This window comes from Prauserella muralis (assembly GCF_003202285.1).
Taxonomy (GTDB): Bacteria; Actinomycetota; Actinomycetes; order Mycobacteriales; family Pseudonocardiaceae; genus Prauserella_B; species Prauserella_B muralis.
This window is the reverse complement of record NZ_MASW01000001.1, coordinates 968,643-990,497: the sequence shown is the minus strand read 5'-3', so window position 1 is coordinate 990,497 and position 21,855 is coordinate 968,643. Positions and strand designations below refer to the sequence as shown.

25 protein-coding genes and 1 tRNA gene are annotated in these 21,855 nt (G+C 69.1%); 16 read left to right on the top strand and 10 right to left on the bottom strand.

Features of this window, described 5'->3' with window-relative positions:
* Position 1: 1 nt before the first annotated feature.
* Positions 2 to 781: an aminotransferase class IV family protein gene (locus tag BAY60_RS05670; protein WP_112279730.1), complete on the bottom strand. Its 780-nt coding sequence runs from the start codon at positions 779 to 781 to the stop codon at positions 2 to 4.
* Between the two features lie 19 nt (positions 782 to 800).
* Entirely contained in the window at positions 801 to 1,655 is an 855-nt protein-coding gene (locus tag BAY60_RS05665; RefSeq protein ID WP_112279729.1) for an SDR family oxidoreductase, read from the bottom strand.
* Positions 1,656 to 1,734: 79 nt separating this feature from the next.
* On the opposite strand from BAY60_RS05665, the gene BAY60_RS05660 reads away from it, so the two are divergent.
* Positions 1,735 to 2,187 (top strand): MerR family transcriptional regulator, encoded by a 453-nt coding sequence (locus BAY60_RS05660; protein ID WP_112279728.1) that lies wholly within the window; start codon positions 1,735 to 1,737, stop codon positions 2,185 to 2,187.
* 80 nt (positions 2,188 to 2,267) lie between these two features.
* Positions 2,268 to 2,621, top strand: coding sequence for a VOC family protein (locus BAY60_RS05655; protein WP_112279727.1), 354 nt, complete (start codon positions 2,268 to 2,270; stop codon positions 2,619 to 2,621).
* 983 nt (positions 2,622 to 3,604) lie between these two features.
* Here BAY60_RS05655 and BAY60_RS05645 read toward each other — a convergent pair.
* Positions 3,605 to 4,525, bottom strand: coding sequence for an SUMF1/EgtB/PvdO family nonheme iron enzyme (locus BAY60_RS05645; RefSeq protein ID WP_112279725.1), 921 nt, complete (start codon positions 4,523 to 4,525; stop codon positions 3,605 to 3,607).
* Positions 4,526 to 4,585: 60 nt separating this feature from the next.
* The gene (locus BAY60_RS05640) at positions 4,586 to 5,365 is read right to left on the bottom strand and encodes an aminotransferase class IV family protein (RefSeq protein ID WP_112279724.1); all 780 of its coding nucleotides are present in this window, start codon (positions 5,363 to 5,365) and stop codon (positions 4,586 to 4,588) included.
* Between the two features lie 195 nt (positions 5,366 to 5,560).
* On the opposite strand from BAY60_RS05640, the gene BAY60_RS05635 reads away from it, so the two are divergent.
* Entirely contained in the window at positions 5,561 to 5,761 is a 201-nt protein-coding gene (locus BAY60_RS05635; protein WP_112279723.1) for a hypothetical protein, read from the top strand.
* On the opposite strand, the gene BAY60_RS05630 is transcribed toward BAY60_RS05635, so the two are convergent.
* Entirely contained in the window at positions 5,751 to 6,122 is a 372-nt protein-coding gene (locus BAY60_RS05630; protein WP_112279722.1) for a winged helix-turn-helix domain-containing protein, read from the bottom strand. The genes BAY60_RS05635 and BAY60_RS05630 overlap by 11 nt on opposite strands.
* A 105-nt stretch (positions 6,123 to 6,227) precedes the next feature.
* On the opposite strand from BAY60_RS05630, the gene BAY60_RS05625 reads away from it, so the two are divergent.
* From BAY60_RS05625 to BAY60_RS05565, 13 genes are all read left to right on the top strand, one after another.
* Positions 6,228 to 6,518 (top strand): hypothetical protein, encoded by a 291-nt coding sequence (locus BAY60_RS05625; protein WP_112279721.1) that lies wholly within the window; start codon positions 6,228 to 6,230, stop codon positions 6,516 to 6,518.
* Positions 6,518 to 6,709, top strand: coding sequence for a hypothetical protein (locus tag BAY60_RS05620; RefSeq protein ID WP_112276427.1), 192 nt, complete (start codon positions 6,518 to 6,520; stop codon positions 6,707 to 6,709). Before BAY60_RS05625 ends, BAY60_RS05620 begins: the two co-directional genes overlap by 1 nt.
* A gap of 104 nt (positions 6,710 to 6,813) precedes the next feature.
* Entirely contained in the window at positions 6,814 to 7,107 is a 294-nt protein-coding gene (locus tag BAY60_RS05615; RefSeq protein ID WP_146770973.1) for a hypothetical protein, read from the top strand.
* A complete protein-coding gene (locus BAY60_RS05610; protein WP_112279719.1) occupies positions 7,104 to 7,529 on the top strand; it encodes an RRQRL motif-containing zinc-binding protein in 426 nt (141 codons plus the stop codon). Before BAY60_RS05615 ends, BAY60_RS05610 begins: the two co-directional genes overlap by 4 nt.
* A complete protein-coding gene (locus BAY60_RS05605; protein ID WP_112279718.1) occupies positions 7,526 to 7,792 on the top strand; it encodes a hypothetical protein in 267 nt (88 codons plus the stop codon). The genes BAY60_RS05610 and BAY60_RS05605 overlap by 4 nt, the downstream gene beginning before the upstream one ends.
* Entirely contained in the window at positions 7,792 to 8,046 is a 255-nt protein-coding gene (locus BAY60_RS05600) for a hypothetical protein (RefSeq protein WP_112279717.1), read from the top strand. The genes BAY60_RS05605 and BAY60_RS05600 overlap by 1 nt, the downstream gene beginning before the upstream one ends.
* A complete protein-coding gene (locus tag BAY60_RS05595; RefSeq protein ID WP_112279716.1) occupies positions 8,033 to 8,371 on the top strand; it encodes a hypothetical protein in 339 nt (112 codons plus the stop codon). The genes BAY60_RS05600 and BAY60_RS05595 overlap by 14 nt, the downstream gene beginning before the upstream one ends.
* The gene (locus BAY60_RS05590) at positions 8,368 to 9,513 is read left to right on the top strand and encodes a hypothetical protein (protein WP_112279715.1); all 1,146 of its coding nucleotides are present in this window, start codon (positions 8,368 to 8,370) and stop codon (positions 9,511 to 9,513) included. Before BAY60_RS05595 ends, BAY60_RS05590 begins: the two co-directional genes overlap by 4 nt.
* Positions 9,510 to 11,726 carry an ATP-binding protein gene (locus tag BAY60_RS05585; RefSeq protein WP_245992335.1) on the top strand — a complete coding sequence of 739 codons (2,217 nt, stop codon included), beginning with the start codon at positions 9,510 to 9,512 and terminating at the stop codon, positions 11,724 to 11,726. Before BAY60_RS05590 ends, BAY60_RS05585 begins: the two co-directional genes overlap by 4 nt.
* A 286-nt stretch (positions 11,727 to 12,012) precedes the next feature.
* Entirely contained in the window at positions 12,013 to 12,957 is a 945-nt protein-coding gene (locus BAY60_RS05580) for a bifunctional DNA primase/polymerase (protein WP_112279714.1), read from the top strand.
* 25 nt (positions 12,958 to 12,982) lie between these two features.
* Positions 12,983 to 14,035, top strand: a complete 1,053-nt coding sequence (locus BAY60_RS05575; RefSeq protein WP_112279713.1) for an AAA family ATPase — start codon at positions 12,983 to 12,985, stop codon at positions 14,033 to 14,035.
* Positions 14,036 to 14,088: 53 nt separating this feature from the next.
* Entirely contained in the window at positions 14,089 to 14,325 is a 237-nt protein-coding gene (locus BAY60_RS05570) for a helix-turn-helix domain-containing protein (protein ID WP_112279712.1), read from the top strand.
* 145 nt (positions 14,326 to 14,470) lie between these two features.
* Positions 14,471 to 15,478, top strand: a complete 1,008-nt coding sequence (locus BAY60_RS05565; RefSeq protein WP_245992334.1) for a tyrosine-type recombinase/integrase — start codon at positions 14,471 to 14,473, stop codon at positions 15,476 to 15,478.
* Positions 15,479 to 15,539: 61 nt separating this feature from the next.
* On the opposite strand, the gene BAY60_RS05560 is transcribed toward BAY60_RS05565, so the two are convergent.
* From BAY60_RS05560 to BAY60_RS05540, 5 genes are all read right to left on the bottom strand, one after another.
* Positions 15,540 to 15,613: transfer RNA gene (locus tag BAY60_RS05560), tRNA-Ile, on the bottom strand.
* A 49-nt stretch (positions 15,614 to 15,662) separates the two neighbouring features.
* Positions 15,663 to 16,406 carry a DUF3566 domain-containing protein gene (locus BAY60_RS05555; RefSeq protein ID WP_112279710.1) on the bottom strand — a complete coding sequence of 248 codons (744 nt, stop codon included), beginning with the start codon at positions 16,404 to 16,406 and terminating at the stop codon, positions 15,663 to 15,665.
* A gap of 32 nt (positions 16,407 to 16,438) precedes the next feature.
* A complete protein-coding gene (gyrA, locus tag BAY60_RS05550) occupies positions 16,439 to 18,967 on the bottom strand; it encodes a DNA gyrase subunit A (protein WP_112279709.1) in 2,529 nt (842 codons plus the stop codon).
* A 46-nt stretch (positions 18,968 to 19,013) separates the two neighbouring features.
* Entirely contained in the window at positions 19,014 to 20,978 is a 1,965-nt protein-coding gene (gene gyrB, locus BAY60_RS05545; RefSeq protein WP_112279708.1) for a DNA topoisomerase (ATP-hydrolyzing) subunit B, read from the bottom strand.
* 212 nt (positions 20,979 to 21,190) lie between these two features.
* On the bottom strand, positions 21,191 to 21,847 hold the full coding sequence (locus BAY60_RS05540; protein ID WP_112279707.1) for a DciA family protein: 657 nt from the start codon (positions 21,845 to 21,847) through the stop codon (positions 21,191 to 21,193).
* Between the last annotated feature and the right edge of the window lie 8 nt (positions 21,848 to 21,855).

Genomic DNA, 21,855 nt, shown 5'->3' with positions numbered 1-21,855 from the left:
GCTACAGCTCCTCGGCGGGAACGCCAAGGTATCGCTCCTGGAGTCGCCGCAGAGCCTGGTGTTGTGCCGGCCAGGTCGTGTCCCCGACCGAGGCAATGGCGCGGACGCCGCTCACGGCGTTCGTCGCGAAGGCCGCGTCCATCGACGACAGGTCGGCCTCCGTCAGCGGTTCCGTCGTGCCCGGCCGGTCGAGGGCATCGTCCAGCAGCGCGCTCGTGACGCCGGGCAGGTGGTCCGAACGTGGCCAAAAGACCCGGCCACCGCGCACGAAGCCGATGTTGGACGTGCTGAGTTCGGAGATCGTGCCGTCCGGGTTCACGAACAGCACGTCGTCGTATCCCGCACGCCGGGCTGTCCGGCGCTGGGCGAGCGCGCCGAACAGCCCCACGTGCTTCACCTCCGGGAGATCGCGGCGGTACTGCACGGCCCGCAGCCGCAGCGGCGTGGGCGTGCCTCGCGGAGCAGGCCTCACGGTCACGAGAACGTGCGGATCGGCGTCGGAACCGATGGCCCCGAGATCGAGGCACGGGTCGTAGACGGTGACCCGCACGACGACCGGCTCGGTCGCGTCCTCGACCGCGCGGCGCACGTACTGCCGCACGCGGCCGCTGTCCAGTCCGGCCCCGAAAAGCTTGCGGCAGTCCGCGGCCAGGCGGCGCAGGTGCAGCGAAAGACCCCGGACCCGCCCGGCTTCGACCAGCATCGACGTGAAATGCCCGTAGTTGGTCAGCGCGAGCGCCGCGAGGTGCTCGGTGCCTGCTGGCGCCCCGTTCAGCTCCATGGGACACCAGCCTGCCAGCTCAGGCCGCTCCCTCGGACACCGCGAGATCCTCGCGCGCCACGGCGAGGGCGGTGTCGCGATGGGCATCGTGCTCGGCAAGGCGGGCGACAAGCGACGCCCGCACGTCACGATAGGTGTCGGGGCCGAGCGGCAGGCGCAGCGGGCGCTTGCCGCCGTCCACCAGGTCGACCATCGCCCGGACGACCTTCTCCGGGTCATTGACGAGAGCGAACGTGCCGTCCGCGATGGCCCGGCGCGTGTCGCCCGCAGGCCCCGCGTCGTACTCGGGCATGATCGGCGCGGTCGCGAGGGCGGAGCCGAACCCGGTGGGTGCCGCGCCGGGTTCGACGATGGTCAGGCCGATGCCGAACGGCTCGATCTCCTGCGCCACGGTCTCGCAGAACCCCTCGATGCCCCACTTCGACGCGTGGTAGTAGCTGAAGTTCGGGTACGTCGTCTGCCCACCCGCCGTCGAGACCTGCAGGAGGTGCCCGTGCCCCTGCGCCCTGAGGTGGGGCAGCGCGGCCCGGATCACCGAGATCGACCCCACCAGGTTCGTGTCGATGACCTGCCGGATCTGCTCGTCACGGGCCTCCTCGACGGCGGCGAACACCGCGAACCCGGCGTTGTTGACGACCACGTCGATCGTGCCGAGGTCGGTGAAGGCCTCCGCCATCACCGTCCTCGCCTGCTCGGCGTCGGTAACGTCGAGCAGCCTCACCCACAGCCGGTCGCCGTGGGCCTCGCGCAGCTCGTCAAGTACCTCCGGCCTGCGCAGGGTCGCGGCCACGCGATCGCCCCGCTCCAGGAGCCGCTCGGTCAGCAGGCGGCCGAAACCCGACGACGAGCCGGTGACGAACCATGTCTTGGTCATTGTCTTTCCTTCCATCGCTGTCACCGATCGACGCTATGAGTTAGAGCCGACTCGAAGTCAAACTCGTAGACTGGTCGACATGACGACCGCGCAGGACGCCACGCTGAGCATCGGAGAGGTCAGCGAGCTGACCGGACTCTCGGCACACACGCTGCGCTTCTACGAGCAGGAGGGCCTGTTCGTGGAACCGGTGCGGCGCAACGCCGCCGGCCGAAGGATGTTCACGCAGCAGGAGGTCGGCTGGCTGCGGGTCTGCGCGAAGCTGCGGTCCTCCGGCATGGCGTTGCCCGACATCCGGCGCTACGCGGAGCTGGTGCGCGAGGGCCCGGGCACCGAGGCAGAGCGGTTCGAGATCCTCAAGCGGCACGAGGCCAAGGTGGCGCAGCAGGTGGCCGACCTGCAGTCGGCCCTGGACGTCATCCAGGGCAAGGTCGCCCTCTACGCCGAGCACCTGGCGGCCGGCTCCGCCGACTCACTGTGGCGCGACGGGCCCACGTGCCCCGCGACGGCCCCCGCCGAGGGCCAGGGCTGACGCCACGACGTTCGCCGGACAGCGAAAGGCTGTTCCGATTTCTCCAAGCCAGCCGACGCGGCAGCTGTGATGCTGGGACCGTGATCGACAGAATCCTCTCCTACGCCGTCGGCGACGACCTGGCGGCCTCGCGTGAGTTCTACGCCGGCCTGTTCGGGCTGGACGTCGCCATGGAAGATCCGGTTCTGGCCCTGCGTTCGCCGGCGAATCCCACGGCCCAGGTTCTGGTCCTGCCCAAGGGAATGGACCGGGTCGCACCGAATCTCGGCATCGACGTCGGTGAACCGGCGAATGTGGACGCGCTCCACGCCGAGGTCGTCCGTCGCGGGCTGGAGGTGGTGTATCCGCTCACCGACGAACCGTGGGGCGTGCGCCGGTTCTTCGTGAGGGACCCCGGCGGCACGGTGGTCAACGTGCTCGCGCACCTCCGCTGACCCACGGCGGGAAGCCGGCGCGGGCAGGGACACCCGAGGCGCGAAACCTCTCCGCCGCCCGCACCGAATCGCCTAATCCGAACGAGCCCCGCCAGGCGCATCGACGGACCGACGCCGCCGTTGCCGGCGCACCGCGAAAGTCACCCACCAGACAACAGCCAACGCGCACCACACGACGGCGAGCAGCACAGTGAACAACCCGGGCTCAAGCAGGCACGCCGCCACCCACAGCAGAGCCACGACCGTGTTCGCGACCGCAAGCCCCAGGTGCCAACGCTGACCGCGCACAAGCTCCACACTCGGCATATCACGCACCCTCGCACAGTCCCGCCGGCCGAGCGGCGTGGCCGCTCACACAGTGCACGAAGGCCGGCTGACTCATTCGTCAACCGGCCTCTGAAGTGTGTGGGCCCAGGAGGACTTGAACCTCCGACCTCTTCGTTATCAGGGCAAATCGGGCGGTTGTTGACCTTGGCGTATGGCCTCTGACCTGGCGTTTCGGGTCCATCAATGTCCGCCAGTGTCCCCAGCAGAACCGCCCCTGTTGTCTCCCACTTTGTCTCCCACCCGAAAGTGTCCAGAAAGGACGGCTGGAACACTCGGGGCGCGAGCGCGAGCGCAACCCCCAGTGTTCCAGCCTCTTGCCCGTGACTGGAGTGACATAGAAAGAGAGTGGGAAGTGACAGCCAGCCACAGGTGTCACTCCTCTGTCACTCACGTTTCCGCAGGTCAAACAGTGAAGAGTGACAGAGTGACAGGTGTGACAGTCGCGAGGTTGCGCGTGCTATCACTCCCGTCGCGGCGGACCCATCGATAGACGCGCGGCTGAGTTGGCCTGCACGAGTTGCGCCCGTGCGAACACACTGCCTCCCCCGTGGCTGTGCGCCTACGGCCAGCTCAGGGCGCCGTTTTGCGGGCGTTGCTGGCGCTCAGTTCACGCCTGAGAGGTCGGGCTTCGTCGCCCACCAAAACCCCGGAGAGTGCTATTCGAACGTCTCAGGAGGGGCTACGCAGCGAAAACCAGTGTCGTCGTCGCACATCGTCTCCGCTGCATCGTTGAACGTCGACGGCGTGCAGCGCTCGAATGGCGTGGTCCACGAGCCACCCTTGAGTTCCCGCCTGCCGTGCTTCGACTCAGTCGAACACCACTCCCAGACGTTGCCGCAGAGGTCGTACACGCCGTACGGGCTAATCCCGGTCTGATAGCAGTCCACGGGTGTCGTCGCTCCGACGCCGTTCTCTCGGACGTTGCACTTGGCCGGGGTCGGCTGGTCTCCCCACGGATACACGGTGCCGCGCGTCCCGCGCGCAGCCTTCTCCCATTGCTGGCTGCTCGGGAGCACCTTACCGGCCCACTCCGCATACGCGTTCGCGTCGCGCCACGTCACGAAGACCACGGGGTGATCATCGAGCCCATCGGGATACTTGCCTTCCTGCCAGCGCTCCGGCGCCTCACGGCCCGTCGCAGCGAGGAGCCGGGCGTACTGAGCGTTCGTCACCGGGTACACGTCGATGTAGAACGCCGGGACGAATTCCGGCTGGTTGCTCGGCCCTGACAGGAAGACGTTGCCTTCAACCTTCACCATCAGACTCGCGTCGTTGGGATGACGTACTTTGCCCTGGCCGATCATCGGCGGCTGATCAGCAGCCTCGGCGGACGGAACGAGCGAATCCTTGGTGAGGAACGAAAAGCGCGCCTGCGTATCCGGGTCAGACCTGCTCAGACACGTATCCAGAGCAGCCTGGTTCACCGGTCGGGGCTTGATGTTCTCGCCGCCTGCTTCCCACTTCGAGATCATGCGCTCGCTGATACCGAGGTGAGCGGCGAACTCCCGGATGCTCATCCGCTTCGCTTCGCGAAGTGCACTCACCTCGACACCTGACCAGCGCTGAACCGTTGCCACCTGCTCATCCCCTCGCACGAACTACGACGTGCCTGAGCGTATCGGTCCGTAACCGCTCCCTCACACAGTTTCGGCCGGAATGTCCGCATACAGCTCGCGGAGCTGCTGCAACACCTTGTGTTCGGTCGGCCATTCGGTGGTGTCCACGGATGCGACGGCACGAATCCCACTCGCCGCGTTCGTCGCGAAAGCGGCCTCCATCGTCGGCAGGTCCGAGAGCGTCACCAGCTCGGTTGAAATTGGCTCATCGAGCCCCTGGTTGATCAGCGTCATCGTTATGCCAGGCAGCCACTCGGAGCGCGGCCACACGACCTGGCCGTCACGCACAAAACCGATGTTCGAAGTGGCGATCTCGGAAATCGTGCCGTCCGGGTTCAGGAAGAGCACATCGTCGTATCCCTCCCGCTGCGCGGCGCGCCGTTGATTCATCGCGCCGAACAGCCCGATGTGCTTCACCGCAGGAAGTTCACGGCGATACGAGGCGGCCTGCAACCGCCACGGCGGCGGCGTAGCGAGCGACCCGGAGCGAGTAGTCACGAGAACGTGTGGATCGGCGTCCCTGCCAATCGTGCCGAGGTCGAGTGCGGGGTCGTAGACCGTCACCCGCACGGTCACCGGCTCAGCCGTGCCAGCAAGTGCGTGCCGGACGTAGGACCGCACTTGTTCCGTGTCGAGGTCCACCCCGAAAAGCTGGCGGCAGTCTCGCGCGAGCCGTTGCATGTGAAGAGAAAGGCCGCGTACCTGTCCATCGCTCACAAGCATCGAGGTGAAGTGACCGTAGTTGGTGAGCGCGAGCGTCTTGACCTGCTCGATTGTCGCGGGGACCCCGTTCAGTTCCATGCGTTCAGACTCCCATCCCAACACGACTTAGCGCGCGCTCTGAGCCGCGTAGTTCAGTGAAAGTTCAGTGCCGCCGGTTCAGCGGGAGTTCAGCGCTGAGGGTTTCTGCGACAGTTCCCGCCAAGCTGCCGCGAGAGCACGCTTGAGACATGACCAAGAGCGGAGCAAGGAACCGGCTCACAGAAGGGATTCCCAATGTCCAAGCAAGCCTTCCCCGGCATCAAGACCGGCAGCGGGCCGCTGCCAAAGATCATCGCCACCCTGGTCGCCCTCGCGTTGCTGGTGATCGTCGTGAAGCACCCCGGCGACGCAGCGACGTTGGTCAAGGACATCGCCAGCTTCGTCGGCAACACGATCGATGGGTTTGTGGCATTCTTCCGGGGCGTCACGGCGTAGTTCGACGCGCCAACTCCGCCAACGTCTTCTCGACTTCGGCGAGCCTCTCGGCAGCCTGCGCAAGCTCAACCTTCAAGGCAGAGACTTCCTCGCCGGTCGCTCGCAGTAGGGCCGAGGTGTCAACGTCGGCCGAACGGTCGCGAACACGAGCCTTTGCGTTCCGTTGGATCGTCACCAAACCAACGTCCTGGAGCAGCCTCACGGCCACCGTCGCAGTGTTGGGCGCGACGCCGTACTCCGCTGCCAGGTCACGACGCGTTGGCAGCGCGTCGCCGACCTTGAACTCTCCCGACTCGATACGAGCACGCAGGTCATCGGCAACCCGCTGGCTCGCCACGGCCTTGTCTTCTGTCTCTGCCACCTGACCACCGTACCCCGAATGTCTTGAGACATCCGTTGACTAAGGAGTCCTATGCCGCTACTGTCTTGCGACAAGACAGATGTCTTAAGACGAGATTGGAGATCGATGAACACCGCAAGGATCACCAAGCGTGCAGCTCAGGCGGCGACTGCCGGTCCCGCTGACCTGGATGGCTGCTACCCGGATGGCCTGACCGAGGCGGCGATTGACGCGCTGATCGAGGAGGTGGACCGGGAGCTTGCCAACGAACAGCAGACGGTCACGGTCCGGATCGAGCACTCGTTCACCGACGCTCGCCGCGCTCGCCGGGCGGAGCGCCGGGCCGGTCGGGAGGCACTGCGGTCGCTCCCGGCTCGTATCGAGCCTGCCGACGTTGCGGGGGAGGTGGCGGTCTGATGGGCAGGAAGGACCAGGGCGTCGTGCACCTCACGGCGAGGAAGTCGTGGTGGTCGGGCCAGATCTGGGCGCTGTGCGGGGCGACGCAGACGGCGGGCAACTACGTGACCGACACGTGGCGGCTGTTCGGTCTGCCGGGCCGGAAGTGCCCGGCCTGCGAGCGGATCAAGAGGGAGGGCAAGCGGCGATGACCACGCGGATCACTGTTGCGGAGCCCGGCCCGGCGCCTTCCGCCAAGAACGTCGCCGGACCGGGTGCCCCCAACCAGCCAGCACACGACTCGAAGGGACACCTCATGGTAGGCACCACCACCCGCTACACCGAAGGGTTGCGGGAGGACATCCGCCGCTACGGCAGCGACCCGGCCTGCGCGTACGCCTTCCTCGCGGCGGCCGTGCACGGCCATCTGCGCGGGGAGCGGCACCCGGAGTGGCTGGGTGTCGTGGTGGCCGAGCTGGACGCTGCGCTGGCCGAGTCCGACGCGGTGGTCTACACCCCGCAGGAGCTGAACGCGCTGATCGATCAGGCCACGACCCCGCTGCGCGCGGAGCTGGCCGAGCTGCGTGCGAGGGCGGGTGAGGTCGCATGAACCCGCGTAACCGCATGCAGCGGCCGGTGACGGTGTTCGACGGCCGCACCCATCACGTGGCGTTGTGCCGGGGCTGGCGGGATGGGCTGCCGGTGTTCGGGTGGGGCGAGGCCCCCTCGACCCTGCTGACCGTCTCGCAGCTCCGCTCCGTGGGGTTGCGGCGCAACGGGCAGGACCCGGTGGCGCTGCTGGTGTTCCGTCACCACCGCCCGTATCGGCGGGAGGAGACCACGGAGTTGTTCTCGGTGGAGCGGGCCGCCCCGGTGCGCGGCACCGAGGCACAGCGCCGGGCCAAGGTACGCAACGCGCTGCGCGCCCGCCGAATCTGCGCCGAGTGCCGCCGGGACGTGGGCTACTACGTGCCCACCTCCACCGGGGTGTGCTGGCAGTGCGAGTCCGGCACGTGGGAGGTGGCGGCATGAACGCGCACCGAACCCGCACCGTGCGGGTCACGCTGCCCAAGCCGCACGAGCAGACCGGACAGGTGGCGCGCTGGCGGTTCGCCTCCCTGGGCGACCTGGTGACGCTGGACGCGCCGCGTGCGGACCGGGAGATCACCGTGTCGGTGCGTCAGGGCCTCGCCCCGCGCGTCGAGGCGATGGTGTTCCTCGCGCCGTCGCTGGCCCGCGAGATCGGGGCGGGCTTCCTGGCAGCCGCTGTGCACGCCGAGGGAGGCGAGCGCTGATGTCCACGTTCGACGTGCTGGAGCGTTTCGGGACGCTCGCGTTGCTGCGGTTCGTGGGCGCGCTGCTGCTGTTTCTGGTGCTGCACCTGGTGCGGATTCCGTTCGTGCTGTTGGTGCGGGTGCTGGAGGGCGTGTTGCGCCGCATCGACGGCTACGCCGCGCGGCAGGCGAGCAGGCCACCAACGCGGCCGGTGAACGACTTCTTCAACCACACCACCGATTTCCGGAAGGGAGAGCGTCATGCCTACGCGTGACACCAACGTCCACACCGGCCAGCCCCGCACCCGCACCGAGATCGCGGCTGAGTGGGTCGTGTGGCACTGCGGGGAACTGGCCGGGGTCACCGGCCCGGCCGTGCTCGCCGCGACGGTGAACGGCTGGTTCGGCCTGGCCTCCGTCGCCGTCGCCGCCGGGTGGATCACCAAGGAGGTCCGGTTCCGCCGCGAGCAGCAGCAGATCCGCGACCAGCGCGCTTTGCCGCCCGCACCCGCCGACCAGGACACCACCGACGACGAGACCGCCGGACAGGTCACTGAGGACGCCGGTGAGGGCCAGCGAGACAAGGGGGTGAGCGCATGAGCTGGGCAGAGCAGCGCCGCGCCGACCGCGCGGCAGCCGCCGAGCAAGCCCGCCTGGACGCCGACGCCGCGTCGGCGCGGCGGATTCGGGAACGGGAGGCGCTGGCCGAGCAGGCCCGCCGTGATGAGCAGGCCCGCACGCAGCAGCGGCAGGCCGAGCGGGCCGAGCGCCGGGCGCGGCGGGACGCGAAGCGGGCGGCGCTGCGCGCGTGGGCCGCGTCGCACACGGTGGATTTGCTGATCTACCCCGCGGTGCTGGTCGCCTTCGCGATGGCCGGGCCGTCGATGGCGGCCTACGGGGCCGAGGTCTACGGCTCCGCGCTGGGCTGGCTGCTGCCCGGCATCAGCGAGCTGCTGATGCTGGCGTTCGCGGTGGCGGTGCTCATCGCCCGCCGCACCGACCCGGCCCGGCCGGTGGCGATGCTGCAGGCCGGAGTCTGGGTGTTCGCCGCGCTGTCGGCCGGGCTGAACTTCCTGCACGGCCTCGATCAGGGTTGGTCGGCCGGGGTGGTGATGGCGATCGTGGCGGTGTCCGGGATCGTGGCCCACCAACTCACCCTCGCAACCCCGCCGCGCCCGGCGGCTGAGCGGGCCGCCGCCCGGATCGCGCGGCGGGAGGCGCGCAAGGTCGCCCGGGTGCGGCGGGCGGCGGTGCGGCACGCGGTCGCCGAGATCGACGCCGACGGCACCGCCCGCCTGGTCTACACCCCCGGCCGCTACGTCCTCACCGGACGTCGTGGGCGCCGTCTGGAGGCCGCGATCGTGCCGGGTCTGCCGGTCGATCAGGACCCGACCAAGGTGGTCGACTGGGACACCGCCCTAGCCGACCTGCTCACCCACGAGCAGCCCGCCGGCATTGCTGATCGGGATGCGGGCGCGGGCGAGTCGACCCTGTTCCGCGGTTCCTCGGTCGACACCCTCGACCGGGACGCTGACCAGCCAAAATCGAGCCCCGATCGGGGCCGGATCGGCGGCCGCGTGGGCCGGTCGATCGAGCAGCTGCGGGCCGAACTGCGCGCGGCAATCGAGGCCGACCCGCACGCGGTCGATCCCACCTCGGCGGAGTCCATCCGCAAGACCCTGCGCTGCTCGCCCCGCCGGGCGCGCCAGCTCCGCGACGAACACCGGGGAGGCCACCAGTGACCACCACCGACAACACCGGACAGCCGATCGAGTCGAGCGAGGAACTGGCCCGCGTGCACTACCTGCCCACCACCCGGCCCGAGGGTCAGACCGCACCGGCCGAGGCCGAGGTCGTGGAAGGCGAGCTGATCTCCGAAGAGGAGTACCGCCGCCGCACCTCGCAGAAGGCGCAGGCCATCGCCCGCTACAAGGGCTACGCCCACGACGCCGTGGTGGTCGGCCGGGTGGTGAAGACGGTGGCCACGCACCGGCACACCAAGACCGCCGGGAAGGCGGTGCTCTCGGCCGGGCTGACCACCGTGCAGGGTGTCGAGTCGTGGGGCAAGCGCGTGTGGGACGCCTCCACGATGGGGGTCTACCGGCGGCAGATCACGGCGGCCGAGGCCAGCGGCGACCGGGAGGCGCTGGCGGAGTGGACCGAGCGCAAGGAGCAGGCCGCCGAGCGGCGCCACCAGCGGTTGATGGACCTGCCCCGGCTGGCGTTGGGCACGGCGAAGGTGCTGCTGGGCAGCCTCGCCGGGTGCGTGGCCCTGGTGCTGCTGGTGGGGCTGTTCGTGCAGCTCTCCGGCAGTGGCGCGTTTGTGGACGTCATCACCGGGGTGCTGTCGGCCATCCGGTGGGTGTTCACCGCCATCGCGGTGGCCTGGACACCGTTCCTGATGGCACTCCCGGCGTTCGTGTTGCTGGCCGCCTACCGGGAGGGCCGCAAGCGCGGCACCGCCCCGGCGTGGCTGGCCTCGGCGCGGGAGGCCGACATGGACACCGAGATCGATGAGACCACCATCGCCCGCGCGCTGGAGGCGCTGCGGATTCCGCAGATCAGCGCCTACCTCAAGCAGGGCCTGCCGTTGCAGTTCCTCACCACCGCCCGCGCGGACGGGCGCGGCACCCACGCGGTGATCCGGCTCCCGGCCGGGGTCACGGCCGAGAAGATCGCCCGCCGCCGTGCCGATCTGGCCACCGGTCTGCACCGGCTGTCCAAGGAGGTGTGGCCCACCACCGGCACCGAGGCCGGAATCCTCGACCTGTGGGTGGCGGACAAGGGCGCCCTGGCCGAGGGCGCGGGCGAATACCCGCTGCTCACCGAGGGCGCGGTGGACGTGTTCAAGGGCGCGCCGTTCGGCAAGACCCTGCGCGGCACACCCCTGCTGGCGCCGCTGATGGAACGCAACACCATCACCGGCGGCATGCCCGGCCAGGGCAAGTCCAGTGCGGCGCGGGTGATCATGGCCGGGGCCGCGCTCGACCCCACCGCCGAGCTGCGCATCTACGTGCCGGACGCGAACTTCGACTTCGAGGCGTTCAAGCCCCGCTGCTCCCGCTACGTCATGGGCGCCGAGGACGAGCGCATCGAAGAGATCCTGGCCGACCTCACGGAGCTGCACGCCGAGGTACAGCGGCGGGGGGAGCTGCTGATCCGCTACGAGATCCCGGCCGTCACCCGCGAACTCGCGTCGAAGAACGTGGGGTTGCACCCGCTGTTCGCCCTGCTCGAAGAGGCCCACGTGGCGATCCAGCACCCCAAGTTCGGGGGCGAGATCTCCAAGCTGCTAGTGGACATCGTGCGGCTGGGCCGCAAGCGCGGCATCCACATGCTCGTGTCCACCCAGGCGCCGACGAAGGACTCCATGCCCCGCGATGTGACCCGCAACTGCTCCAACGGCATCGCCTTCGCCGTGGGCGATCACGTCGCCAACGACGCCCTGCTCGGCCAGGGCGCCTACGCGGCCGGGCACCGGGCCACCGAGCTGATCCCCGGCACCGACAAGGGCACCGCCGTGGTCAAGGGCTTCACCGGCGAGCGCTCCGACATCGTGCAGGTCTACTTCCTCGACGTGTCCAAGGACCACGACCAGATCACCCCCATCATCACCCGCGCGATGCGGGCGATCGAGCAGCGCGGCGGCCGGGTGCCCGGCACCGACCGGCCGAAGCCGGTCATCGCCTCCCGCGACCTGCTGGAGGACCTGGACGCGGTGCTGGGGGCGGACCCGGTGCCCGCCGCCGACGTGCCCGCGCTACTGGCCAAGCACGCCCCCGAGTGGCAGCCCTACAAGCGGCTGTCCGGCAAGGCCCTGCGCGAGCACCTGACCAAGGAGTACGGCATCAAGGTGCCCTCCACCGGCAACCGCTGGCCCGTCGATCCGGTCACCGTGCGTGAAGCCCTCGCCGCGCGGGCGACGGCCGACCTCGACGCCGACGAGACCACATGACCGGCCGCGAGTGAGGCCGGGCCGACCGGCCCGCACACCCCGAAAACCGGGGGTTCGACGGCCCGCAACGGCCCGACCTCACTCGGCTAACTCCCTAACTTTCCGCAGATCAGCAGGTCAATGGCCCCGGTTCACCCACTGAGTTAGGAAGCTAACCCACTCCGGCCGACCTCACCGGTCGAGCTAACTCCACACCACCCGCCACGGCGGCGCCCGCACCGGGACGCCGCCCCGGCACCCCCATGCCAAAAACCGGCACACAGCGTGACCACGGAAAGGCTCCACGATGGACACCCACACTCAGCTCACCCGCTCCGCCCTGGCCGCCGCCGGGCGCGGCTGGCACGTCTTCCCGCTCATCCCGCACGGCAAGCGCCCGGCCCTGCACGGCGCCGACCGCTGCCCCGGCACCGGCCCGTGCGCCGAAGGCCACGCGGGGTGGGAGCAGCGGGCCACCACCGACCCGGAGCGGATCCGGGCCGCCTGGTCGGCTGGGCCGTTCAACATCGGCATCGCCACCGGCCCGTCCGGGCTGTGCGTGCTCGACCTCGACACCGCCAAACCCGACGACGACCCGGTGCCCGAGCGGTGGGCGGCCGAGGGCGCCCGCTGCGGGGAGGACGTGCTCGCCGTCGTGGCCGAGCGGGCCGGGGCCGAGCTGCCCGGCGACACCCTCACCGTGGCCACCCCCTCCGGTGGGCTGCACCTGTACTACACCGCCCCCGAAGGCGTGGAGTTGCGCAACACCAGCGGCGACACCGGCCGGGGACTCGGTTGGAAGGTCGACACCCGCGCGTGGGGCGGCTACGTCGTGGCCCCCGGCTCGACCACCCCGGCCGGGACCTACCGCTACGTGCACGACGGCGCGGTGGCGGCGCTGCCCGGCTGGCTGGCCGAACGGCTCGCCCCCGTACCGCCGCCCCCGGCGCCGGTCACCCCGATCCGGCCGTCCACCGGGCGCCGCTCGCGGTACCTGGAGGCTGCGTTGCGGGAGGAATGCCGCCGAGTCTCCGACGCAGCCAGCAACCGCAATGCCACGTTGTACGGCGCCGCCGTCGCGCTCGGCCAGCTGGTCGCCGGGGGCGCGCTGCCCGAGGACGAGGTGCGCGCGGCGCTACGCGCCGCGTGCGGGCGGCACCTCGGCTCCCGGCAGTTCACCGCACGCGAGGCCGACAAGACCATCACCTCCGGCCTGCGGGCCGGGGCCAACCGGCCGCGCCGCGTCGCCTGACCGCCCGCCTTCTGGAGGTTCGATCATGACGAGTGTTCGTGCTCTGAGCGCGGTGCCGGATCACCCGGCCCGCCGGACCCGGTGGACCGACGCCGAACTCCTGGCCGTCGACTTCCCCGAACCCCGGTGGGCCGTGCCCGGCCTGCTCTGCGAAGGACTCAACCTCTTGGCCGGGGCGCCCAAGCTCGGCAAGTCCTGGCTGAGCTTGGGCCTCGGCGCCGCGATCGCCAACGGCGACCCCGCGCTCAACGCCATCGAGGTCGAGCGGGGGCCGGTGCTGTACTGCGCGCTGGAGGACACCGGCCGCCGCCTGCAACGCCGCAGGAGGCAGATGCTCGCCGCCGGGGGCCGCCCGGCGGCGCTGCTCACCCTGGAGACCGCCTGCCCCACGATGAGCATGGGAGGGGCCGAGGTCATCACCGAATGGCTGGAGGACAACCCGCACGCCCGCCTGGTCATCATCGACACCTTCGCCAAGATGCGCGGCGCCGACCCGCACGGCATGACCCAGTACGCCGCCGACTACGCCGCCGCCTCCCGGTTCAAAGACCTCGCCGACCGCTACAGCGTGCCGTTCCTGCTGATCCACCACGTCCGCAAGCAGGCCGCCGACGACTTCCAGTCACTGGTGTCCGGCACCAACGGGCTGACCGGCGCGGTGGACGCCACCTTGGTGCTGGAACGCGCGCGGGGGCAGGCGGACGGGGTTCTGCACGTCACCGGCCGCGACGTCGAAGAGGCCGACTACGCGATGAGCTTCGACGCCCACGCCGGGGCGTGGACCAAGCTCGACGGCCCCGCCGGGGACTACCTCATGCAGGACACCCGCGCCCTGGTCATGCGGTTCGTCCGCGACTACCCCGGCAGCAAACCCGCCGACATCGCCAAAGCCCTTGACCTCAACCCGGGCACCGTGCGGCAGACCTGCAAGCGCATGGCCGACAAAGGCCAGCTCCACGCCGCCCCCGGCGGCACCTACCACCCACCCGACACCGGTGACAGCAGCGGTGACACCCCCGAACTGTCACACCTGTCACTCCGTCACTCAACCACCTCTGACCAGGGAGAACACCTGTGACACCTGCTGTGACACCCCCGCCACCTGTCACACCTTCCAACCGGAGGACACGCATGGACGCGCTACCGCCCACGCCGGACCAAGTGCCCACCAAGCATCTGTACCGGGTCACCGAGGCCATGCGACTGCTCTCGCTCAGTCGATCCGTGCTCTACGAGGAAATGCGCGGTGGCCGGTTGGGATTCGTCAAGCGCGGCAAGTCGCGGCTCATCCCCGCTAGCGCCATCGACAACTACGTGCAACTGCTCATCACCGAGACCGAGGAGGAACTTCGTGACCAAGCGGCGTAGCCGAGGCGACGGCGGCCTGTTCTGGGAGGAGTCCCGGCAGCGCTGGCGGGCAGAGATCACGATCGGCTACAGCCCGTCAGGGAAACGGAGGACACGGAGGTCCTACGCGAAGACGAAGACCGAGGCTCAGAGCAAGCTGCGCGACATGCGCCGCGAACTCGAGGAGGGCGTGACCGAGGACCGCCGGTACACGGTCGCTCAAGCGGTCCAAGACTTCCTGAAGTACGGGCTTCCGCGACGAAGCATCGGGACGGTGGACAAGCTCACGACCCTGGCGAACAAGCACATCATCGCTGATCTCGGAGCGCGCAAGCTCCGCGAGCTGAGCCCCGAAGATGTCGATCAGTGGTTGGCGGGCAAGGCAGAAGTGCTTTCCACGCGGTCGTTGCGCGAAGTCCTCTCGCTACTCCGCAGGTCCATCGCTCGCGCGCAGAAGCGCGAGAAGGTGCGCCGGAACGTAGTGCTGCTCTGCGAGATTCCCGAGGGGCGACCGGGCCGACCGTCGAAGTCACTGACGTTGGCACAGGCCGAGGCCGTGCTGAGGGCTGCCGAGGGGACTCCGATGCGCGCCTACATCGTTGTGTCGCTGCTCACCGGCGCCCGCACCGAGGAGATGCGCGCGCTCGCCTGGTCCCACGTCGATCTGGTCGGCAAGCCGGACGCGGACCCGCCGGTGCCACCGCACATGATGGTATGGCGATCCGTGCGCGAGCATGGCGACACGAAGACCAAGAAGTCTCGCCGATCGCTCGCGCTGCCTCAGCGGTGCGTGGAGGCCCTGCGAGCACACCAAGGCAAGCAGGCGTACCTGCGCAGGTTGGCGGGTGACCGGTGGAAGGAGACCGGGTTGGTGTTCTCCTCGGCCGTAGGCACCGAGTTGGACGCGGCGAACGTCCGGCGGGCCTTCCGCAAGGTGCTCGACAAGGCGGGCCTGGTGGCGAAGGACTGGACACCACGCGAGCTACGGCACAGCTTCGTCTCACTGCTGTCCGACAGCGGTATGCCGATCGAGCAGATCTCTCGCTTGATGGGCCACAACGGCACGGCCGTGACCGAGCTGGTCTACCGCCATCAGCTCCGGCCGGTGGTCGAGCACGGCGCTGAGGCGATGGACCGGATCTTCGCCGGACCGGAGGGAGATCGAGCGGCGTAGTCGCTCACTTAGACGCACAGAGGCCGGTTGACTTACATGTCAACCGGCCTCTGATCTGCTGTGGGCCCAGGAGGACTTGAACCTCCGACCTCTTCGTTATCAGCGAAGCGCTCTAACCGCCTGAGCTATGGGCCCCGGAACACAGAAAAGAGTACAGGACGGCTCGCGGCCGTCCTGCACCGGGTCACTCCCGCTCGGAGAGCGTCACCTCCAGGCCACCGGCCAGGTCGGCGGACACGTTGTAGATGAACGCGCTCACCGTGGTGAGCGCCGAGATCAGCACGATGTTGATCGCCCCGACCACCGTCGCCACCAGGAACACCCTGCCCGCGCTGATCAGCGGCTCGCCCGCGCTCTCCGCCGAGTCGCCCTGGACCAGCGAGGTGTAGGTGCCGTTGACCTTGTCCCACACCCCCATGCCGTCGAGCACGGTGTAGAGCACGCCGACCGCGACGAGCCACACGAGAAACATGGCCACGCCGAGCACCAGCGACAGCTTCAGCACCGACCACGGGTCGAACCGCTTGATCTGCAGGCTCGCCCTGCGCGGGCCGCGGCCCGGCCTGCGGAGCGCGCTGACCGGCGTCGACCGCGACTTGCCGCTGCCCTGCGGCTGGGTCTCGTAACCGCCCCGCGGCTGCTGCGCGGTCTCCTGCTGGCCCCCGAACAGCCGGTTCGCCGCGCTGCCGGTGACGAACTGCGTCTCCTCGGCGTTGCCGCTGCCCTGCTGCTGCCCCAGGTACGTGGTGTCCTGGGTCGAGAGCTGCCCGGCCGACCACCGGTCACCGAAGCCGTCGCTGTCCGCACCGGTGGTCTCGCCACCGGTGTCCTTGGCCACACGCTGCCACGGCGGGGCGACGTCTCCGGAGTTCGTCTCGGTCGCGCCGCCCCCGGTCCCGCGCCGCTCGGTGTTCTCAGGTGGTGTCACAAACGGTCAGTCCCTTTGTCAGATCCGCGCCGTCACTGCTGTTCCGTTGTCTCGCCTGCCTCGCCGGCTTCGCCGTCGTCCGCCTCCCCGTTGGGGACGTCCGACGGCCGGTCGGCGTTGCGTGCCACCGCCAGGAGCGTGGTGCCCTCGTCCAGGTTGATCAACCGGACGCCCTTCGTCTGGCGGCCCGCCTTGCGCACCTGATCGGCCGGGGTACGGATGACCCCACCGCTCGAGGTGATGGCGTACAGCTCGTCGTCGGCCTCGACGATGAGCGCCCCCACCAGCCTGCCACGTTTCCGGTCGTGCTGAATGGTGAGCACGCCCTTGCCGCCACGGCCCTGCACCGGGTAGTCCTCGATCGCCGTGCGCTTCGCGTAGCCGCCGTCGGTCGCGACCAGCAGGTACGTGTTCTCCTTGACCACGCTGATGCTGAGCAGCTCGTCGCCCTCGTTGAACCGCATGCCCAGCACCCCGGACGTCGCCCTGCCCATCGGACGCAGCGCTTCGTCGGTGGCGTGGAACCGGATCGACTGGCCGTCCGACGACACCAGCAGCAGGTCGTCGGACGACGAGGCCAGCACCGCCCCGACCAGCTCGTCGCCCTCACGCAGGTTGATGCCGATGAGCCCGCCGGCCCGCGGCGAGTCGAAGTCACTGAGCTTCGACTTCTTGACCAGGCCGTTCCGCGTCGCCAGCACCAGATACGGCGCGACCTCGTAGTTCGGGATCTGGATCACGCTCGCGATGTGCTCGTCCGGCTGGAACGCCAGCAGGTTCGCCACGTGCTGACCCCGCGCGTTGCGGTTGGCCTCCGGCAGGTCGTACGCCTTCGCCCGGTACACCCGGCCCTTGTTCGTGAAGAACAGGATCCAGTCGTGCGTCGAGCAGACGAAGAAGTGCTGGACGATGTCGTCCTGCTTGAGCGTCGCGCCCTGCACACCCTTGCCGCCCCGCTTCTGCGAGCGGTACAGGTCGGTTTTCGTTCGCTTGGCGTAACCCGTGCGGGTGATCGTGACGACGACGTCCTCGACTGCGATGAGGTCCTCGACCGACACGTCCCCGTCGAACGGGATGATCTGGGTCCGCCGGTCGTCGCCGTACTTGTCGACGATCTCGGTCAGCTCGTCGCGCACGATCGTGCGCTGCCGCTCCGGCTTGTCGAGGATGTCCTGCAGGTCGGCGATCCTGGCCTCGATCTCGGCCAGCTCGTCGACGATCTTCTGCCGCTCCAGGGCCGCGAGCCTGCGCAGCTGCATGTCGAGGATCGCGGTCGCCTGGATCTCGTCGATGTCCAGCAGCTCGATCAGGCCCGTGCGGGCCTCCTCCACGGTCGGCGAGCGCCGGATCAGGGCGATGACCTCGTCCAGGTGGTCGAGCGCCTTGACCAGACCACGCAGGACGTGGGCCCGCTCCTCCGCCTTGCGCAGCCGGTAGCGGGTGCGCCGGACGATGACCTCGATCTGGTGCTTGACGTAGTGCCGCACCAGCTGGTCGAGCCGCAGCGTGCGCGGCACACCGTCCACCAGCGCCAGCATGTTGACACCGAAGTTGTACTGCAGCTGGGTGTGCTTGTAGAGGTTGTTCAGCACCACCTTGGCGACCGCGTCCCGCTTGAGCGTGATCACGATCCGCATGCCGCTGCGACTGTTGGTCTCGTCGGCGATGTCGGCGATGCCGGTGAGCTTGCCGTCGCGGACCAGCGCCGCGATGCTCTCCACCAGGTTGTCCGGGTTCACCTGGTAGGGCAGCTCCGTGACCACCAGGATGGCCCGGCCCTTCGTGTCCTCCTCGACTTCGACGACGGCCCGCATCCGCACCGAGCCCCGGCCCGTGCGGTAGGCGTCGGCGATGCCCTGCGTGCCGAGGATGAGTCCCTTGGTCGGGAAGTCCGGGCCCTTGATCCGCTGCATCAGCGCGGCCAGCAGCTGGTCGTCATCGGCGTCCGGGTTGTCCAGCGCCCACACGACGCCGTCGGCGACCTCCCGCAGGTTGTGCGGCGGGATGTTGGTCGCCATGCCCACCGCGATGCCCGAACCGCCGTTGACCAGCAGGTTCGGGATGCGGCTCGGCAGGACGTCCGGCTCCTGCGTGCGGCCGTCGTAGTTGTCCGAGAAGTCGACGGTCTCCTCTTCGATGTCCCGCAGCATCTCCATCGCCAGCGGGTCGAGACGAGACTCGGTGTACCTCATCGCGGCGGCCGGATCGTTGCCAGGTGAGCCGAAGTTGCCCTGGCCGTCGATGAGCGGGTACCGCATCGACCACCGCTGCGCGAGCCGCACGAGCGCGTCGTAGATCGCCGAGTCGCCGTGCGGGTGGTAGTTGCCCATCACGTCGCCGACGACGCGTGAGCACTTGTTGTAGCCGCGGTCCGGCCGGAAACCGGAGTCGTACATCGAGTACAGGACGCGCCGGTGCACCGGCTTGAGGCCGTCGCGCACGTCGGGCAGCGCCCGCGAGACGATCACGCTCATCGCGTAGTCGATGTAGGAGCGCTGCATCTCCTGCTGGATGTCGACCGGTTCGACCCGGTCACCCTCCGGCGGCAAGGTTTCCGTCATAGGTCCTTCTCGGTTGGACAGTTCTTGGTGGATGACGACCGGGGCGCTACACGTCCAGGAACCGAACGTCCTTGGCGTTGCGGGTGATGAACGAGCGGCGGGCCTCGACATCCTCGCCCATGAGCACGGAGAACAGCTCGTCGGCCGTGGCGGCGTCGTCGAGGGTCACCTGAAGCAGGACGCGGTTGGCCGGGTCCATCGTGGTCTCCCACAGCTCCTCGGCGTTCATCTCGCCAAGACCCTTGTACCGCTGGATGCCTTCTTCCTTCGGCAGCTTCCTTCCTGCCGCGGCGCCGGCCTCCAGCAGACCGTCGCGCTCCTTGTCGGAGTAGGCGTACTCCGGCTCCGCACGCGGCCACTTGATCTTGTACAGCGGCGGCTGTGCCAGATAGACGTAGCCCTGCTCGACCAGCGGGCGCATGAACCGGAACAGCAGCGTCAGCAGCAGGGTCCGGATGTGCTGACCGTCCACATCGGCGTCGGCCATCAGCACGATCTTGTGGTAGCGCAGCTTCGAGATGTCGAACTCGTCGTGGATGCCGGTGCCCAGCGCGGTGATCAGCGACTGGACCTCGTTGTTCTTCAGCACCCGGTCGATGCGCGCCTTCTCGACGTTGATGATCTTGCCGCGGATCGGCAGGATCGCCTGGAAACGCGAGTCGCGGCCCTCCTTGGCGGAGCCGCCCGCCGAGTCGCCCTCGACGATGTAGAGCTCGCACTCCTCCGGGTTGGTGGAGCGGCAGTCCTTGAGCTTGCCGGGCAGGCCGCCGATGTCCATGGCGCCCTTGCGGCGCACCAGGTCACGGGCCTTGCGGGCGGCCAGCCGCGCCTGCGCGCTCGACACCGCCTTGTTGATGATGATCTTCGCTTCGGAGGGGTTGCGCTCGAACCAGTCCGACAGCCACTCGTTGGCGGTGGTCTGGACGAACGAGCGGGCCTCGCTGTTGCCGAGCTTGGTCTTGGTCTGTCCCTCGAACTGCGGCTCGGCCAGCTTGATCGAGATGATCGCGGCGAGCCCCTCCCGGACGTCGTCGCCGGTGAGGTTGGCGTCCTTCTCCTTGAGCAGCTTCTTGTCGCGCGCGTAGCTGTTGACCACGCGGGTCAGCGCCGCGCGGAAGCCCTCCTCGTGGGTGCCGCCCTCGTGGGTGTTGATGGTGTTGGCGAAGGTGTAGACCGACGGCGTGAAGCCGTTGTTCCACTGCATCGCCACCTCGACCTCGAGGCCCTCGCCCTTGGCCTCGAAGGAGACGACGGAAGGGTGGATCGGGTCCTTGCTGCCGTTGATGTGCTTGACGAAGTCCTCGAGCCCGCCCGGGTAGTGGTAGGTGCGCTCCTTGATCTGCGCCCGCTCGCCGGAGGCGTCCTCGCCGTTCTCGTCGGAGACCCGCTCGTCGCGCAGCACGATGGTGAGCCCCTTGTTGAGGAACGCCATCTCCTGCAGCCTGCGCGCCACGGTCTCCGCGCTGTAGTACGTGGTCTCGAAGATGTCCGGATCGGCCCAGAACGTCACGCTTGTGCCGGTCTGGTCGGTGGGACCCTTGTCCAGCAGCTCACCGGGCACCGAGCGGTCGTAGCGCTGGGCCCAGACCGTGCCGCCGTAGTGGACCTCGACGTCGAGCGCCGTGGACAGCGCGTTCACCACGGACACGCCCACGCCGTGCAGACCACCCGAGACCGCATAGGACTCGCTGTCGAACTTGCCGCCCGCGTGCAGCTGGGTCAGCACGATCTCCAGGGTCGGCTTGCCGTACACGGGGTGCATGTCGACCGGGATGCCACGGCCGTCGTCGACGACCCGGACGCCGCCGTCGGCGAGCAGGGTGACCTCGACCCTCGTGGCGAAGCCCGCCATGGCCTCGTCCACCGCGTTGTCGACGACCTCCCAGATCAGATGGTGCAGACCACGCTCACCGGTGGAACCGATGTACATGCCGGGGCGTTTGCGGACCGCTTCGAGGCCCTCGAGCACCGTGATGGAGGACGCCGTGTATTCGCTCTTGTTGTCTGCCACCGGCCTGATTTCTCCTCGTCTCGCCCCACGACAACGCGCGGGGCGCGCTCCGTGTCGGGCACACCAGTTGATACACGTCCGGCACCAATCCGGCCTGCTTCGACAAGTTTACTTGGCCAGTCGCGCTCCAATGCACCAAGGACACCCCTGATTTCGTCACAGAGCGCCGAACTCGAATACAGGTGGGTCCGGACGCGCGTCACGCAGGACATCTACCCGTACGTGTCACGAGGCCCGCGGCCCGAGACGTGCCGGGGACCCTTGCGCCAGCTGGGCGCCGTGGGGCCCTGGATACGCATGCGTTTGACGACACCGTGTCCCACCCCCGCCGCGATCTTCGCCAGCAACTGGCGTTGCAGCAACCGCAACTGTGTCGCCCAAGCGGTGGAGCTGGCACGGACGGTGAGCTCACCATCCTTGAGAGTGACCGGCTGGGCGTGTTCGGCGACCTCCTCACCGACGAGCCGTACCCACTGGCCGAACACCTGGCCGTTCGCCAGCCGCTCCGACCAGCCGAGCTGGGTGGCCAGCCGGGAGGCGAGCCTGCCCAGCGGCTGCGGGTCGCGCTCGTCGACACCGGGGCCTGACCAGCGGCGCCTGCGCGGACTCTGCCGGGAACCGAACCCGGCCTGCGAGACCGGCTTGCGGTAGCCCGGCGCGGTGCCCCGCGCGGCCGCCCGTTCCTTGGCCGCCGCGAGTGCCGCGTGCGCGAGGTCGCGCCCCTGTGGACGGCCGTCCGACGGCGCGTCGTGGCCCCCTGCCTCGTTCGGCCCAGCCGCGGTGCTACGCTCAGTGTCTCGATCGGGGGAATCCGTGGGGGAACCGCCTACCTGAGGGGTATTGACCGCCTCATTCGGGCCTTTAGTCACGCGCGGCG

Bases quoted from the DNA above. Each gene is read 5' to 3' on its own strand.
- BAY60_RS05640 (WP_112279724.1), bottom strand. From the start codon at position 5,365: ATGGAACTGAACGGGGTCCCCGCGACAATCGAGCAGGTCAAGACGCTC.
- BAY60_RS05660 (WP_112279728.1), top strand. From the start codon at position 1,735: ATGACGACCGCGCAGGACGCCACGCTGAGCATCGGAGAGGTCAGCGAG.
- BAY60_RS05595 (WP_112279716.1), top strand. From the start codon at position 8,033: ATGCCTACGCGTGACACCAACGTCCACACCGGCCAGCCCCGCACCCGC.
- BAY60_RS05635 (WP_112279723.1), top strand. From the start codon at position 5,561: ATGTCCAAGCAAGCCTTCCCCGGCATCAAGACCGGCAGCGGGCCGCTG.
- BAY60_RS05625 (WP_112279721.1), top strand. From the start codon at position 6,228: ATGAACACCGCAAGGATCACCAAGCGTGCAGCTCAGGCGGCGACTGCC.
- BAY60_RS05575 (WP_112279713.1), top strand. From the start codon at position 12,983: ATGACGAGTGTTCGTGCTCTGAGCGCGGTGCCGGATCACCCGGCCCGC.
- BAY60_RS05605 (WP_112279718.1), top strand. From the start codon at position 7,526: ATGAACGCGCACCGAACCCGCACCGTGCGGGTCACGCTGCCCAAGCCG.
- BAY60_RS05665 (WP_112279729.1), bottom strand. From the start codon at position 1,655: ATGACCAAGACATGGTTCGTCACCGGCTCGTCGTCGGGTTTCGGCCGC.
- BAY60_RS05615 (WP_146770973.1), top strand. From the start codon at position 6,814: ATGGTAGGCACCACCACCCGCTACACCGAAGGGTTGCGGGAGGACATC.
- BAY60_RS05610 (WP_112279719.1), top strand. From the start codon at position 7,104: ATGAACCCGCGTAACCGCATGCAGCGGCCGGTGACGGTGTTCGACGGC.
- BAY60_RS05670 (WP_112279730.1), bottom strand. From the start codon at position 781: ATGGAGCTGAACGGGGCGCCAGCAGGCACCGAGCACCTCGCGGCGCTC.
- BAY60_RS05600 (WP_112279717.1), top strand. From the start codon at position 7,792: ATGTCCACGTTCGACGTGCTGGAGCGTTTCGGGACGCTCGCGTTGCTG.
- BAY60_RS05570 (WP_112279712.1), top strand. From the start codon at position 14,089: ATGGACGCGCTACCGCCCACGCCGGACCAAGTGCCCACCAAGCATCTG.
- gyrA (WP_112279709.1), bottom strand. From the start codon at position 18,967: ATGACGGAAACCTTGCCGCCGGAGGGTGACCGGGTCGAACCGGTCGAC.
- BAY60_RS05590 (WP_112279715.1), top strand. From the start codon at position 8,368: ATGAGCTGGGCAGAGCAGCGCCGCGCCGACCGCGCGGCAGCCGCCGAG.
- BAY60_RS05620 (WP_112276427.1), top strand. From the start codon at position 6,518: ATGGGCAGGAAGGACCAGGGCGTCGTGCACCTCACGGCGAGGAAGTCG.
- BAY60_RS05580 (WP_112279714.1), top strand. From the start codon at position 12,013: ATGGACACCCACACTCAGCTCACCCGCTCCGCCCTGGCCGCCGCCGGG.
- BAY60_RS05565 (WP_245992334.1), top strand. From the start codon at position 14,471: ATGCGCCGCGAACTCGAGGAGGGCGTGACCGAGGACCGCCGGTACACG.